The 15717-nt window shown below is 64.0% G+C and carries 11 protein-coding genes and 1 pseudogene; 8 read left to right on the top strand and 4 right to left on the bottom strand.

The genetic code is table 11. The annotated features are described in order from the left end of the window. Nucleotides 1-45 precede the first annotated feature (45 nt). The 4 genes from ACVWZM_RS31230 to ACVWZM_RS31215 form a co-directional block, all read right to left on the bottom strand. The gene (locus ACVWZM_RS31230; RefSeq protein WP_076824215.1) at nt 46-1236 is read right to left on the bottom strand and encodes an ABC transporter substrate-binding protein; all 1191 of its coding nucleotides are present in this window, start codon (nt 1234-1236) and stop codon (nt 46-48) included. Nucleotides 1237-1494: 258 nt separating this feature from the next. Continuing rightward, nucleotides 1495-3039, bottom strand: coding sequence for a SpoVR family protein (locus ACVWZM_RS31225; protein WP_057014891.1), 1545 nt, complete (start codon nt 3037-3039; stop codon nt 1495-1497). Nucleotides 3040-3043: 4 nt separating this feature from the next. After that, nucleotides 3044-4312, bottom strand: coding sequence for a YeaH/YhbH family protein (locus ACVWZM_RS31220; RefSeq protein WP_076823957.1), 1269 nt, complete (start codon nt 4310-4312; stop codon nt 3044-3046). A gap of 108 nt (nt 4313-4420) precedes the next feature. Beyond that, nucleotides 4421-6364: a PrkA family serine protein kinase gene (locus tag ACVWZM_RS31215; RefSeq protein ID WP_038382967.1), complete on the bottom strand. Its 1944-nt coding sequence runs from the start codon at nt 6362-6364 to the stop codon at nt 4421-4423. A gap of 496 nt (nt 6365-6860) precedes the next feature. On the opposite strand from ACVWZM_RS31215, the gene ACVWZM_RS31210 reads away from it, so the two are divergent. The 8 genes and pseudogenes from ACVWZM_RS31210 (at nt 6861) to ACVWZM_RS31175 (ending at nt 15594) form a co-directional block, all read left to right on the top strand. Then, a complete protein-coding gene (locus ACVWZM_RS31210; RefSeq protein ID WP_076824213.1) occupies nt 6861-7451 on the top strand; it encodes a hypothetical protein in 591 nt (196 codons plus the stop codon). A 54-nt stretch (nt 7452-7505) separates the two neighbouring features. Further along, nucleotides 7506-7953: pseudogene (locus tag ACVWZM_RS31205) on the top strand (DsrE family protein). Between the two features lie 213 nt (nt 7954-8166). After that, a complete protein-coding gene (locus ACVWZM_RS31200) occupies nt 8167-11013 on the top strand; it encodes a bifunctional transaldolase/phosoglucose isomerase (RefSeq protein WP_076823955.1) in 2847 nt (948 codons plus the stop codon). Nucleotides 11014-11025: 12 nt separating this feature from the next. Then, the gene (gene gnd, locus ACVWZM_RS31195) at nt 11026-12009 is read left to right on the top strand and encodes a phosphogluconate dehydrogenase (NAD(+)-dependent, decarboxylating) (protein WP_057014889.1); all 984 of its coding nucleotides are present in this window, start codon (nt 11026-11028) and stop codon (nt 12007-12009) included. Nucleotides 12010-12029: 20 nt separating this feature from the next. Then, the gene (gene zwf / locus ACVWZM_RS31190; protein WP_076823950.1) at nt 12030-13523 is read left to right on the top strand and encodes a glucose-6-phosphate dehydrogenase; all 1494 of its coding nucleotides are present in this window, start codon (nt 12030-12032) and stop codon (nt 13521-13523) included. 1 nt (nt 13524) lies between these two features. After that, nucleotides 13525-14277 carry a 6-phosphogluconolactonase gene (gene pgl / locus ACVWZM_RS31185; RefSeq protein WP_076823948.1) on the top strand — a complete coding sequence of 251 codons (753 nt, stop codon included), beginning with the start codon at nt 13525-13527 and terminating at the stop codon, nt 14275-14277. A gap of 28 nt (nt 14278-14305) precedes the next feature. After that, nucleotides 14306-14794: a gluconokinase gene (locus ACVWZM_RS31180; protein ID WP_076823945.1), complete on the top strand. Its 489-nt coding sequence runs from the start codon at nt 14306-14308 to the stop codon at nt 14792-14794. Continuing rightward, nucleotides 14791-15594 carry a Cof-type HAD-IIB family hydrolase gene (locus ACVWZM_RS31175; protein WP_076823943.1) on the top strand — a complete coding sequence of 268 codons (804 nt, stop codon included), beginning with the start codon at nt 14791-14793 and terminating at the stop codon, nt 15592-15594. The genes ACVWZM_RS31180 and ACVWZM_RS31175 overlap by 4 nt, the downstream gene beginning before the upstream one ends. Nucleotides 15595-15717 lie beyond the last annotated feature (123 nt).

The following is a 15717-nucleotide window of genomic DNA, read 5'->3' as shown; positions in this document are numbered from 1 at the left end:
GCGCAATTGCGCACTAGGCAGGGACGACAGCGGAGTTGGTGACGGCTACTTGTCGCTCAAGACGTCGCCGAACAGCGCCCAGGACTTGCCGTCGAACCGCGCCATCTGGATTTGCCGGATCGGCGTCACATTGTCGGGCTCGGTCTGCACCTTGATGCCGGGCAACAGCATCGGCAGCTCGAGCGCCTTCAGATTGGTCGCCTGCTTGATGATGTTGGCACGGCTGTAGTCGCCGTTGCAGTTCTTCAGCACCGCCGTCATGACCTGCGCCACCGTGTAGCCCTGCACGTTGAAGAGGTCGCCCGGGCTCGCATTCGGCTGGTACTTCTTCATCCAGTCCGCAAACTCCTTCTGCGCGGGATCGTCGGCCCAGCGCGGATCGGTCGGATCCTTCAGATAGAGCCCGGTCACGACGCCGATGACGTTCTCGAGACCGGCCGGTTCAAGCACCGCGGAGACCGAGTTCGAGACGGTCGGCAGGATGGTCAGCGGCTTCCAGCCCATACTCGCCGCCTTGCGCAGCGCCTGGGCCGCGAATTTCGGCGTCGCCTCCGCGAAGAAGACGTCCGCGCCGGACTCGCGCATCGTCACCATCTGGGAATCGATGGTGGGATCGGTCGTGAGATACGTGGTCTCGGCGACGATCTGGCCGACATGCTCGCCGAGCCCGTCCTTGAAACCCCTCAGATAGTCCTTGCCGGCGTCCTCGTTCGGCGTGATGACGGCGATCTTCGCATCCGGCTTGGTCTTCAGGATGTATTTTGCGTAGAGCCGGCCTTCGAGCTCGTAGGTCGGATTGAAACCGACCGTCCACGGGAACTGTTTTGGATCGTTCCAGCGCGTCGCGCCGGAGGACACGAACAGCTGCGGCACGCGCTTGATGTTGAGGTACTTCTGCACCGAGATGTTCGGCGCGGTGCCGACCGCGCTGAAGATCGCGAGCACCTCGTCCTGCTCGACGAGCTTGCGGGTCTGCTCGACGGTCTTCGACGGTGAATAGGCGTCGTCGAGACTCTCGAAGTCGATCTTGCGGCCGTTGATGCCGCCCTGATCGTTGAGCATCTGGAAATATGCGGCTTCGGCACGCGCGATCGTGCCGTAGGCCGACGCCGGGCCGCTATAGGGCGCGGTGTTTCCTATTTTGATTGCGGTATCGGCTGCCACGGACGGCGAGATCAACGAGGCCGTGAGCGCGGTGAAGGCGAGAAAGCCCGCCAGGCGGGAGCGAGTTGACAAGAGCATATCCTTTTCTTGGTTTTCTTGACGCGGCGCACATTATCCATCGCGTCCGCGCAGGCAATCACCAAGAACGTCTCGCGAGATTTCCGCATGCCGGCAATCGCGTTCGCGCATAGAACGCCATGCGCTTTCAAAGTCGGAATGTTGCCGGCATGTTCATGATGTGAGCCTTCGATAGACATGAAGGTTCACCGAGCAAGACTCGCATTCCGCGCGGCGGTGCGCGCCGCGCTCATGTCAGCGAGAGCGTGATCCTCACGCCGCGACCGCAGCCGCGCGCGGGCTGACGACGTATTCCTTCAGCACCTTGTCGGTGCCGTCGATTTCGGTCAGCGCGACGTCGTAGGACCACAGATCGGCGAGGTGTTGCAGCACGCGCCGCGCGTCGGTCTCGTTGAGCTGCGCGCCCTTCACGGTGGTGTGACGCAGCATCAGGCGGCGATCGCCGTCGAGATCGACATCCACAACCTCGATATTGGCGTCGACGAAGCCGACGTCGTATTGCCGCGCCAGCTCGCGGCGGACCCGGCGGTAGCCGCGCTCGTCGTGGATCGCGTCGACCTTGATCCCCTGGCTTTCCGCGGGGTCGTCGTGCAAATGGAACATGCGGAAGCGCCGGATCAGCGCCGGGCTGAGGAACTGGTTGATGAAGCTCTCGTCGCGGTAGTTGCTCCAGATCTCGCGCAGCACGCCCTCGACGTCGCCCTTGCCGGCGATGTCAGGGAACCACTCGCGGTCCTCGTCCTCCGGATTTTTCACGATCCGCTCGATGTCCTGCATCATGGCGAAGCCGAGCGCGTAGGGATTGAAGCCGGAATAGCGGCGGTCGTCGAATTCGGGCTGGAACACCACATTGGTGTGCGACTGCAGGAATTCGAGGAAATTGCCGTCGGTGAGCCGGCCCTGCTGATGCAGCCGGCTCATGATGCGGTAATGGACGTAGGTCGCGGTGCCCTCGTTCATCACCTTGGTCTGGCCCTGCGGGTAGAAATACTGCGCGATGTGGCGGACGATGCGGATCAGCTCGCGCTGCCAGGGTGCAAGGCGCGGCGCGGTCTTCTCGAGGAAATAGAGGATGTTCTCCTGCGGCAAGCCGAGCAGCGCGCGGCGGCGCTCGGCCGTGAGCGTAGCCTTGCTCTTGGCCTTGGTGTTCGGCACCGTCCGCCACAAATCGTTGAACACGCTTTCCTCGTGCTGCCGGCGCTCGCCGGCCCGCTTCTCCTCGGCACGCAAATCGAGCGTCTTCTTCCCGGGATAGCGGTCGACGCCATGCGACATCAGCGCATGCGCGGCATCGAGCGTCCGCTCCACCGTCTCGCGGCCATGGCGGTCCTCGCAGACCGCGATGTAGCCCTTGGCGAATTCCAGATAGTCGAGAATGCCGTCGGCATCGGTCCACTGCTTGAACAGATAGTTGTTCTTGAAGAAGTGATTGTGCCCGAACGCCGCGTGCGCGATCACCAGCGTCTGCATCGTCGCCGTGTTCTCCTCCATGAGATAGGAGATGCACGGCGAGGAATTGATCACGATCTCATAGGCGAGGCCCATCAGGCCCTTGCGATAGGACGCTTCCTGGAACGCGAATTGCTTGCCGAATGACCAGTGCTTGTAGAACAGCGGCATGCCGACCGAGGAATAGGCGTCGAGCATCTGCTCGGCGGTGATCACCTCGATCTGGTTGGGATAGACGTCGAGCCCGAGCTCGGTGCGCGCGATTTTCTCGCAGGCGTCGTGGACCCGCTGCAAGGTCTGGAAATCCCAATCGGCGCCCTCGAACAGCCGTTCCCCGGAAGAACCCATCACGCTACACCCTTTCCTGCTTGCTGCGGCGCTTGAACAGGTCCTGGAACACCGGGAAGATCTCGCCGCGCTCGCTCACCTTGCGCATCGACAGCGGCGCGCCCTCGTTGCGCAGACGCTCATAGAGCGTCCAGAGCGAGGAGTCCGGCATGTCGAAAGTGTAGTTGGCGGCTTCGCCGACCTCGAGATAGGCGAAGAACTGGCAGACCGGCAGGATCTTGTCGGTCAGGAGGTGACCGGTCAGCGCGCTGTCCGAGGTCATGTTGTCACCGTCCGAGGCCTGGGCGGCATAGATGTTCCAGTCGGCCGGACGGAAGCGGGTGCGGACGATATCGTTCATCGCGACCAGCGCGCTCGACACCAGCGTGCCGCCGGAAGCCGGGCCATGGAAGAAGGTGTCCTCGTCGACCTCCTCGGCGCGGTCGGTGTGGCGGATGAACACGATCTCGACGTGCTTGTAGCGCCGCTTCAGGAACACGTAGAGCAGCATATAGAACCGCTTCGCCAGATCCTTCATGTGCTCGGACATCGAGCCCGATACGTCCATCAGGCAGAACATCACGGCCTGCGCCACCGGCTTCGGCACCGTCTCGAAGCGGCGGTAGCGGATGTCGATCGGATCGATGAACGGGATCCGTTTGGCCTTGGCCTTCAACGCTTCGAGCAGCGCCAGCAGCTCGCGGCGCCGCGCATCGTCATCGCATTCGGCAAGCTCCGCCTCGAGCGCCTCGATGTCGTCCTTGCGCGGCCGGCGCAGTGCCACGCGCCGCGCCAGCGCCCGGCTCACCGTGCGGCTGATCGAGATGTTGGCGGGCGAGCCCGACGTCGCATAGCCGGCGCGCTGGATGCCTTCGCTTTCGGTTTCCGCAAGTTTGCGTTTGGCAAGATCGGGCAGTTCGAGGTCGTCGAGGAAGAGATCGACGAATTCGTCGCGGCTGAGCACGAAGCGGAAGGCGTCCTCGCTGTCGCCTTCGCCTGCGCCGGAGCCCTTGGCGCCGCTTTGGTTCGGGCGCTGCAGCCAGTCGCCCTCGACGAACTTCTTGTTGCCGGGCAGCACCATGTCACGCGTGCCGCCCTCGCGCCGGAACCGCGGCTCATCCATGCCGTCCAGCGGGATTGTCACTTCGCCACCTTCCAGGACATCCTTGATGTCCCGGTCCTGTGACGACTTCTTGACGGCCCCCTGCACCAGCGCCTTGGCGCGCCGCAGGAAGCGCTGGCGGTTCTCCAGGCTCTTGCTACCCGGATTCAACCGCCGATCGACGATATGCATGACCACGTTGCATCTGCCTCACCGGATGCGATCATGACAGTCGCATCGCATTTTATTGGACAGGACGAGACGAAACGGAAAGCCGGTGCCGGCTTTCCGGATCGCGTATTAGCCGGCCTGCTTCACCCGCATGTACCACTCGACGAGCCGGCGGACCTGGCGCTCGGTATAGCCGCGCTCCACCATCCGCTCGACGAACTCGCCGTGCTTCTTCTCGGTCTCGCCGTCCTTCTTGGAGCCGAACGAGATGACCGGAAGCAGATCCTCGACCTGTGAGAATATCCGCTTCTCGATCACGTCGCGAACCTTTTCATAGGAGGTCCAGCTCGGGTTCTTGCCGCCGTTGTGCGCCCGCGAGCGCAGCGAGAACTTGACGACCTCGTTGCGGAAGTCCTTCGGGTTGGCGATGCCGGCCGGCTTCTCGATCTTGGTCAGCTCCTGGTTCAGGAGCTCGCGGTTCATCAGCTGGCCGGTGTCGGGATCCTTGAAGTCCTGATCCTCGATCCAGGCGTCGGCGTAGTCGACATAGCGGTCGAACAGGTTCTGACCGTAGTCGGCGTAGGATTCCAGATAGGCCTTCTGGATCTCGTTGCCGATGAACTCGGCATAACGCGGCGCGAGGTCGGCCTTGATGAATTCGAGATAGCGCTTCTCGGTCTCGTCAGGCAGCTGCTCGCGGCGGATCGCCTGCTCCAGCACATACATCAGGTGCACCGCATCGGCGCCGACTTCGGTGGTGTCATGGTTGAAGGTCGAGGCGAGCACCTTGAAGGCAAAGCGGGTGGAGACGCCGTCCATGCCCTCGTCGACGCCGGCCGCGTCCTTGTACTCCTGAACGCTGCGCGCCTTCGGATCGGATTCCTTGAGGCTCTCGCCGTCATAGACCCGCATCTTGCCAAACAGCGTCGAGTTCTCGTGCTTGCGCAGCCGCGACATCACCGAGAAGCGCGCCATCGTCTCCAGCGTCGCCGGAGCGCAAGGTGCTGCGGCAAGCTCGGAGCCCTGGATCAGCTTCTCGTAGATCTTCTGCTCCTCGGTGACCCGCAGGACGTACGGGACCTTGATGACGCAGATGCGGTCGATGAAGGCCTCGTTGTTCTTGTTGGTCTTGAAGCTCTGCCACTCCGCCTCGTTGGAGTGCGCGAGGATGATGCCGGTGAACGGAATCGCGCCGATGTTCTCGGTGCCGATGTAGTTACCCTCCTGCGTCGCGGTCAGCAGCGGGTGCAGCATCTTGATCGGTGCCTTGAACATTTCGACGAACTCGAGCACGCCCTGGTTGGCGCGGTTGAGGCCGCCGGAATAGCTGTAGGCGTCGGGATCGTTCTGGGCGTAGGTCTCGAGCTTGCGGATGTCGACCTTGCCGACCAGCGAGGAGATGTCCTGGTTGTTCTCGTCACCGGGCTCGGTCTTGGCAACCGCGATCTGGCGCAGCCTTGAAGGCTGGATGCGCGCGACGCGGAATTGCGAGATGTCGCCACCGAAGGCTTCGAGCCGCTTGTAGGCCCAGGGCGACATCAGCCCGCTCAGCCGGCGGCGCGGAATGCCGTACTTCTCCTCGATCATCGGGCCAAGCGTCTCGGGATCAAACAGCCCAAGCGGGCTCTCGAACACCGGCGACAGCTCGTCGCCCGCCTTCAGCACGTAGATCGGATGAATCTCCATCAGCGCCTTGATGCGCTCGGCGAGCGATGACTTGCCGCCGCCGACCGGCCCGAGCAGATAGAGGATCTGCTTGCGCTCTTCGAGGCCCTGCGCGGCGTGACGGAAGAAGCCGACGAGGCGCTCGATCGTATCCTCCATGCCGTAGAAGCCGGCGAAGGCCGGATACGACCTGATCGTACGGTTCAAAAAGATACGGCCAAGGCGTGGGTCCTTGGCCGTGTCGATCATCTGGGGCTCACCGATTGCCGCCAATAACCGCTCGGCCGCATTTGCATATCGCATCGGATCACTTCGACACGACTCCAAATACTCGGCCATCGACATGTCGGTCTGGCTTCGCGCTTCAAACGACCTTGCGAAGGCGTTGAACAAAGAATCGTTGTACATGATCCCTCTCTCCACGATATGTATCGCCGCACGACTGACACGAGTCGTAACAAGAGCGTCCTAGGATCGAATCAGCGTCGGCACGCTGGGTCCATTGGACACTCGACCGACTCAGTTCGGCAATGCACGGCGCGTGCAGCCTCTGCCTTATCAACAGGCAGGAAGCTTAATGGTTCATCAATATCCCCTTGTTTTTGGTGGCTGTAACCCCCTCGCCACATCCGTGGTTTACCGGGGCCAGGCCTCCGAAGCGGACATCCGAGCGGGCAACTTCCCGTCCGGCGATGGACGTTGGGCTTCCCTGAAAAAGTGTGACCGTTCAGCCGTGGCGTCAAGATGCACGCGTCATGGACTCTCATGAACAAACGTTCAGCCGCGGTTGAACGTGCCTCCTTGTCGCCGCGACTAAGGCAACGAGCCCGCGCAGTTCCGCGCGGCACCATTGCCGCGCTTTAAAGATGACACCTTGGAGGCGCTGGCTATTCCCGAGCCGGTCATGAAGCAGGCGCTCCTTGTTGTCGCACTCGCAGCCGCCGCCTGGACCGGCGCGCCGTTAGCCGTTCAGGCGCAGGAAGGCGTCGACAAGGCCGCGGCGGCCGCCTTCCACAACAGGATGTTCGCGGGCCCGCCCGGCGCGAAAGCCTATGCCTGCTTCGTGCGGCGCTACGATGCAAATCATCTGGCGCAGCATCCGAAGCAGAAGGTCAGCGCGATGAAGCTGCTGGTGTCAGCGGAAGACGCTCCGGAGGACAAGGCCACCAACTATTCATTCCGGCTCGGCGTCGCGTACCGCCACCGCCCTGGCAATTTCGACTCCAGCGGCTACTGCCACGAAATACGCTTCGAATGCGGCGTGGATTGCGAGGGCGGCGGTATCACCGTGGCGTTGTCCAAGGACAATAAATCCGCGATTGCGCCCCTTGGCCGCATCATGGTGTGGAATCGCAACAAGCCCGACGACGATGCGGGCGAAGCGCTGTTCGCCGGCGCCGACGACAAGATCTTTCGCGTCGATCGCGCGGACTTGGGCGAATGCGCCGAACTTGTGACCGACCGCAAGGAACTCGCTGCGCTCCGCCACAAATGATAGGTTTGCCCAAAGGGACAACACTGGATCAACAATAATTGCGCGAGAGACGCCATGCGCCGACGCAGCATCCTCTGGGGCACGCTTTCAGCGATCGGCGCCGTCTTGGCAGCGTCCCAGGCCGGCGCCGCCACCGAAGCACCGCCGCAAAAGCTGAAGGTGGTCTATCACCTCGATGACCTCGACAAGGTCAATTTCGTGATCGGCAACATCCAGAACCATCTCGACGGCGTCGGCGGCCCCGGCAATGTGACGATTGCGCTGGTGGTGCACGGCCGGGCGCTGAAGGCGTTTCATTCAGCAGCCGCCAATCCCGAGCTGTCAAAACATGTCGCGCGGTTCACCAAGGATGGGATCGAGTTCGCCGCCTGCGGCAACACCATGAAATCGCAGAACATCGGCCTCGCCGACTTGCTCCCCGGCTTCGTTGCCGCCGAGCGCGGCGGGGTGGGTCCGCCTCGCCGAGCTGCAATCCCAAGGTTACCTCTACCTGCGCCCCTGACGCGCGGTCCTGCGCCGCAACGCGTCATAAAAATGTGCTGAGATGGGGGTCTGCTCGCACCTGCGTCCGAGCGGATCGAACTGTTGTGAATGGCGTTATCCCTTGGAAATGCTGATATTCCGCCCGGGGCTCCCAGTTGACAATCCCCCTCCGCCCCCGAAAGCTGCCCGGGAACCCAAAAATCGACCCTCGATCGAACGAGAACAGGCACCCATGAACCCCGTCAAAGCACTCGAAAATCACCGTCAGGCCGTCTGGCTGGACTTCCTCGCCCGCGGCTTCGTCGCCGACGGCGACCTGAAGCGGCTGATCGAGACCGACGGCGTCAAAGGCGTGACGTCCAACCCCTCGATCTTCGAGAAGGCGATCGGCAGCTCGGACGAATATGACGGGGCGATCGGCAAGGCCCTCAAGAACGGCGACCGCTCGGTCGCCGACCTGTTCGAGCACCTCGCGGTCGAGGACATCCAGCACGCCGCCGACGTGCTGCGCCCGGTCTACGACCAGAGCCACGGCGGCGACGGCTTCGTCAGCCTCGAGGTGTCGCCCTATCTCGCGATGGACACCAAGGGCACGATCGCGGAAGCCGAACGGCTCTGGAAGGACGTCCACCGCAAGAACCTGATGGTCAAGGTACCGGCGACGCCCGAGGGCCTGCCGGCGATCGAGTACCTGATCGGCGAAGGCATCAGCATCAACATCACGCTGCTGTTCTCGCAGAAGGTCTATCGCCAGGTCGCCGAGGCCTATCTCAAGGGCCTGGAGAAATACGTCGGCAAGGGCGGCGATCCCTCCCATGTCGCGAGCGTCGCGAGCTTCTTCGTCAGCCGCATCGACACCGCCGTCGACAAGCAGCTCGACGAGAAGATCGCCAAGGCCAACGATCCGCACGAAAAGGAGCGGCTCGCGGCCTTGAAGGGCAAGGTCGCGATCGCCAATGCCAAGCTCGCCTACCAGGACTACAAGCACCTGTTCGCAGGCAGCCGCTGGGACAAGCTGGCGGCCAAGGGCGCCAAGCCGCAGCGGCTGTTGTGGGCGTCGACCGGCACCAAGAACAAGGACTATAGCGACGTGCTCTATGTCGAGGAGCTGATCGGCCCCGACACCGTCAACACCGTGCCGCCGGCAACGCTCGATGCCTTCCGCGACCACGGCAAGGTCCGCGACAGCCTCGAGGAAAATGTCGAGGACGCCCGCCACGTGCTGGAAGAGCTGGAGAAGTCCGGCATCTCGCTCGATGCGATCACCGAGGAACTGGTCAAGGACGGCGTCAAGCTGTTCGCCGACGCGGCCGACAAGCTGTACGGCGCGGTCGCCCACAAGCGCGCCACCTCGCTCGGCGGCGGCATCGACCGCCAGAAGCTCGCGCTCGGCGCCACCATCGAGAAGGCGGTCGAGAAGAGCACCGAGGAATGGCGCGCCTCCGCCCGGATCCGAAGGCTCTGGCACAAGGACAAATCGGTCTGGACCGGCGACGACGAGGACAAATGGCTGGGCTGGCTCACCAGCGCGGCCACCGCTGATGTCGCCGACTATGAGGACTTTGCCCAGCGCGTGAAGGGGCAGAACTTCACCGATGCCGTCGTGCTCGGCATGGGCGGGTCGAGCCTCGGGCCGGAGGTCCTGGCCCAGACCTTCCCGCACCGGTCCGGTTTCCCGCGGCTGCACGTGCTCGATTCCACCGATCCGGCGCAGGTGCGCGCGATGGAGGAGTATGTCGACATCGCAAGGACGCTGTTCATCGTCTCCTCCAAATCCGGCGGCACCACCGAGCCGAACGTGATGAAGGACTATTTCTTCGATCGGGTGGCGAAGGCGATCGGCAAGGACAAGGCCGGCCACCGCTTCATCGCGGTGACCGATCCGGGCTCATCGCTGCAGAAGGTCGCGATCAAGCAGGGCTTTGCCCGCATCTTTTACGGCGACCCCGCGATCGGCGGCCGCTATTCCGTGCTGTCGCCGTTCGGTCTGGTGCCGGCGGCCGCTGCCGGCATCGACGTCCGCAGCCTGCTCGGCCATACGCTCGCGATGGTGCGCTCTTGCGGTGCCGACGTGCCGCCGCAGGAGAACCCGGGCGTGCAGCTCGGGCTCGCGATGGGCATCGCGGGGCTCGAAGGCCGCGACAAGGTGACGATCTTCGCCTCGCCGGACGTTGCCGATTTCGGCGCCTGGGCCGAGCAGCTGATCGCGGAATCGACCGGCAAGGACGGCAAGGGCCTGATCCCGATCGAGGGCGAGACGATTGGCGACGCCGCGGTCTACGGCAACGACCGGTTCTTCATCGATCTGCGCACCGATGGCGAGAACGATGCAGCGCATGAGGCCAAGCTCGCGGCGCTCGAGGCCGCCGGCCATCCCGTGGTTCGGATCGTGATGAAGTCGATCGACCATATCGGTCAGGAGTTCTTCCGCTTCGAGATCGCGACCGCGGTCGCCGGATCGATCCTCGGCATCAACCCGTTCAACCAGCCCGACGTCGAAGCCGCCAAGGTCAAGACCCGCGAACTGACGGCAGCGTTCGAGAAGACCGGGTCGCTGCCGGCCGAACAGCCGGTGGTGTCGGCGGACGGGGTCGATCTCTACACCGACGCGCAGAACGCCGAGGAGCTGCGCAAGGCCGGTGCGAACGGCGATCTCGACTCCTGGATCAAGGCGCACCTCGCGCGCTCCGGCCGCGGCGACTATGTCGCCCTGCTCGCCTATATCGAGCGCGATGGCGACACCATCGACGCCATGCAGGCGATGCGGCTGAAGGTGCGCGACGCAAGGCACCTTGCGACCTGCGCCGAGTTCGGTCCCCGCTTCCTGCATTCGACCGGGCAGGCCTACAAGGGCGGGCCCGACAGCGGTGTGTTCCTGCAGGTCACGACCGACGATACGGCGGACCTGCCGGTGCCCGGCCAGAAGGCGAGCTTCGGCGTGATCAAGGCGGCACAGGCGCGCGGCGATTTCGACGTGCTCACCGAGCGCGGCCGGCGGGCGCTGCGCGTGCATCTCAAGGGCGATCTCAGCTCCGGGCTCGCGGCGCTCGATGCCGCGATCTCGGCTGCACTGAACTGACGGAGGCGAGGGATGCAACTCGGCATGATCGGCCTCGGGCGGATGGGCGGCAACATCGTCCGCCGCCTGATGACCCAGGGCCACACCACCGTGGTCTACGACAAGGATCCGAAGGCCGTCGCGGCGCTCGTCGCCGACAATGCGATCGGGTCCTCATCGCTGGAGGATTTCGTCCTCAAGCTGGAGGCGCCGCGCACCGCCTGGGTGATGCTGCCGGCCGGCAAGATCACCGAAGCCACCATCGAGGCGCTGTCGAAGCTGATGCAGCCAGGCGACGTCATCATCGATGGCGGCAACACCTTCTGGCAGGATGACGTCCGCCGCGGCAAGGCGCTCAGGGAGCGCGGGCTGCATTACGTCGATGTCGGCACCAGCGGCGGCATCTGGGGCATCGAGCGCGGCTACTGCATGATGATCGGCGGCGACAAGAAAGTGGTCGACCGGCTCGACCCGATCTTCAAGACGCTGGCGCCCGGGATCGGCGACATTCCTCGCACCTCCGGCCGCGAGGGCCGCGATCCGCGCATCGAACAGGGCTACATTCACGCCGGCCCGATCGGCGCCGGGCATTTCGTCAAGATGATCCACAACGGCATCGAATACGGCCTGATGCAGGCCTATGCCGAAGGCTTCGACATCCTGAAGAACGCCAATATCGAGGCGCTGCCGGCCGAGCATCGCTTCGACCTCGACATCGCCGACATCGCCGAAGTCTGGCGGCGCGGCAGCGTGATCCCGTCCTGGCTGCTCGACCTCACGGCATCGGCGCTGGCGCAGAACCACACGCTCGACAATTATTCCGGCTTTGTCGAGGATTCCGGCGAAGGCCGCTGGACAGTCAATGCCGCGGTCGACGAGGCCGTGCCGGCCGAGGTGCTGACGGCGGCGCTCTATACGCGCTTCCGCTCGCGCAAGGATCACACCTTCGCGGAGAAGATCCTCTCGGCGATGCGCGCAGGCTTTGGCGGCCACAAGGAGCCGCCGAAGAAAACTTAAAGCGAACCGCGGAAGGTCACGTGCAGAAGAAACCAGACCCTTGCTCCTTCATCATCTTCGGCGCCACCGGTGATCTGACACATCGGCTTGTCATCCCGGCGCTCTACAATCTTGCCGCCGGCAATCTGCTGCCGGAGAAATTCTGCGTCGTCGGCATCGCCCGCAAGGGCATGTCGAGCGACCAGATGAAGGACAGCCTGATGCAAGGGCTACGCAAGTTCGCCACGCGCCCGCTGGATGAGGCCATCGTCACACGCCTGTTTGAATGCGTCACCGCGATCGAGGCCGACCCGAGCGATCCGCCCTCCTTCGATGCCATGAACGAGCGGCTCGAGAAGCTCGAACAGGCGCGCGGCACCGGTGGCAACCGGCTGTTCTACCTCGCGACCCCGCCGCGAGCGTTCCTGCCGATCAGCCAGCAGCTCGGGCGCACCGGCATGCTGGAGGAGAACGGCGCCTGGCGGCGGCTGATCATCGAAAAGCCGTTCGGCACCGATCTGGCGTCGGCCAAGGCACTGAATGCCGCGCTGCTGAAGCTGATGGACGAGCACCAGATCTACCGGATCGATCACTATCTCGGCAAGGAAACCGTCCAGAACATCCTGGTGCTGCGCTTCGCCAACGGCATGTTCGAGCCGATCTGGAATCGCAACCACATCGACCACATCCAGATCACCGTCGACGAGAAGCTCGGTGTCGGTCATCGCGGCAGCTTCTACGACGCCACCGGCGCGCTGCGCGACATGGTGCCGAACCATCTGTTCCAGCTGCTGTCGCTGGTGACGATGGAGCCGCCGGCGCGGTTCGACGCCCACGCGGTGCGCTCCGAAAAGGCCGAGGTGCTGAGCGCGATCCAGACCCAGAGCGAACAGGAGGCGCTGCACAATTCGGTGCGCGGCCAGTATCGCGCCGGCCGGATCGGCGACACCGAGATCGAGGACTTTCTCAAGACGCCCGACGTCAGGCCCGACAGCTCGACCGAGACCTATGCCGCGCTGAAGCTGACCATCGACAATTGGCGCTGGGCCGGCGTGCCGTTCTACCTGCGCACCGGCAAGGCGCTGACCACCAAGCGCACCGAGATCGCGATCAAGTTCAAGCAGGCGCCGTTTGCGATGTTCCGCGACACGTCGGTCGATCGCCTGTCGCAGAACTACCTCGTCATCTCCACCGAGCCGACCGAAGGCATCGAGCTGCAGTTCAACACCAAGGTACCCGGCCCGACCATCAACATCGACGGCGTCGAGATGAAGTTCCGCTACAAGGACTACTTCAAGGCCGAGCCGTCGACCGGCTACGAGACACTCATCTATGACTGCATGATCGGCGACAATCTGCTGTTCCAGCGCGCCGACAGCGTCGAGGCCGGATGGCAGGCGGTGCAGCCCTTCATCGACGCCTGGAAGAGCGCCGGCGGCCGTGGCCTGCAACCCTACAAGGCCGGCAGCGAAGGCCCGGAGGCCGCCAATGCGCTGCTGACGCGTGACGGCCGTAGCTGGCGGAAGCTGGGCTGACATGACCGCGACCGGCGAGCGCCAGATCATCACGGTCGCCGATCCGGCGGCACTGGCGCAGGCGGCCGCCGAGCGGGTGATCGCCAGGATCGACCAGAACAGCGGCCGGATCGCGGTGTGCCTCACCGGCGGCTCCAGCCCGAAGGCGCTCTATCAGCTGCTGGCGACGCCGGACTATCGCCAAAGGATTCCATGGGACCGCATCGACTGGTTCATCGGCGACGAGCGCCTGGTGCCGCGCAAGGACAAGCTGCACAACATGAGCATGGCGCGCCAGGCCTTCCTCGACCGCTGTGCACCGGCTGCAAATGTCCATCCGATCGCGACCGATACCGCCGATCTCAGGGATCCCGACGTCAGCGCGGCGCTGTACGAGAACGAGCTGATGGCGTTCTACGGCGCCGAACAGCTCGATCCGAAGCGGCCACTGTTCGACCTGGTGCTGATGGGCATCGGCCCCGACGGCCATACCGCCTCGCTGTTTCCGGGTTATCCCGCGGTCGAGGAAACCCAGCGCTGGGTGGTCGGCGTGCCGAAGGCCAATGTCGAGCCGTTCGTGCCGCGCGTGTCGCTGACCCTGCCCGCCCTCGCCTCCTGTCGCGAGATGCTGTTCGAGGTGGCGGGCGAGAACAAGCGCGCGATCTTGACGCGCCTCTTCGCAGGCGAGAACCTGCCGGCAAACCGCGCGCGATCGCTGGGCGAGACCGTCTGGCTGATCGATCAGGCCGCGCTGCCGGAGGACTTTCGTGGGTGACGGACAAAACCCCTGCGCATTGGTCGTGATGGGCGTGTCGGGTTCGGGCAAGAGCACCATCGCCGACCGCCTGGCGATCAGGATCGGCTGGCGCTTCGAGGACGGCGACAGTTTTCATCCGCCAAGCAATGTCGCCAAAATGCATTCCGGCCAGCCGCTCACCGACGAGGATCGCTGGCCCTGGCTGCGCGCGATCGCCGACGAGATCGACCGCACCTGCGGCGTCCGCGAACGCGCCGTCATCGCCTGCTCCGCGCTGAAGCGCGCCTATCGCGACATCCTGGTGCATGGCCGCGACGATATCCGCATCGTCTTCCTCGACGGCTCGCAGGAGCTGATCGCCACGCGGCTCGGCGCGCGCAAGGGCCATTTCATGCCGCCGGGGCTGCTCGCCAGCCAGTTCAAGACGCTGGAGCCGCCGACCCCGGAGGAACGCCCGATCACGGTTGCGATCGACCGTCCGGTCGAAACCATCGTCGAAGACATCGTCAATCAACTGAAGTTGGACCGCACATGACCCGCATCGCCCTTGTCGTATCCGATGTCGACGGCACGCTGCTCACCAAGGACAAGACCTTGACCGACGGCGCCAGGGCGGCGGTGCGCAGGCTGCACGAGGCCGGCATCGGCTTCACCATCGTCTCCAGCCGGCCGACGATCGGGATGGGCTTTCTGGTTGCGCCGCTTGCGATCACACAGCCGATCGGCGCCTTCAACGGCTCTTCGATCGTCGATCCGCAGCTCAAGCCCCTTGAGCAGCATTTGATCCCGGCCGCGGTCGCAAAACGCTGCATCGACATGCTGCGCGAGCGCGACGTCGACATCTGGCTGTTCACTAACGACCGCTGGCTGACGCGCAACCCTGACGGCGAGTACACCGCCCACGAGCAGCACACGATCAAGCATGATCCGACCATCGTCGGCGATTTCACGCTCTATCTCGATCAGGCCTGCAAGATCGTCGGCGCGAGCTCGGATGCAGCCCTGCTGCAACGCTGCGAGACGGAGATGCAGCAAATGGTCGGCCGTGATGCCACCGCGGTCCGCTCGCAGACCTACTATCTCGACGTCACCCCGCCCGGTCACGACAAGGGCACCTTCGTCGAGGGCATCGCGAAGCGCCTTGGCGTGCCGCTGGAGAACGTCGCCACGATCGGCGACATGCAGAACGATCTGCCGATGTTCGCGCGAAGCGGCGTCTCCTTCGCGATGGGCAATGCCAGCGATGACGTGAAGGCGCGCGCCACCCATGTCACCGAGACCAACGAGCAGGACGGTTTCGCACGCGCGATGGACACGGTGTTGCAGCTTCGCTGAAGCCACGGCGAGATCTGTCACCCGACCAATCCGCGGTTCCTTGAGGCGGCCAATCACACTCGCACTATTTCGGAATATTGGAAATATATTCCTGATTTGCCCGACGTGTCAAGTTGCCTGGTC

The sequence above is a fragment of the Bradyrhizobium sp. USDA 4501 genome, assembly GCF_054062115.1.
Note: the sequence above shows the minus strand (reverse complement) of the source record. Positions and strands in the feature narration are given on the sequence as shown.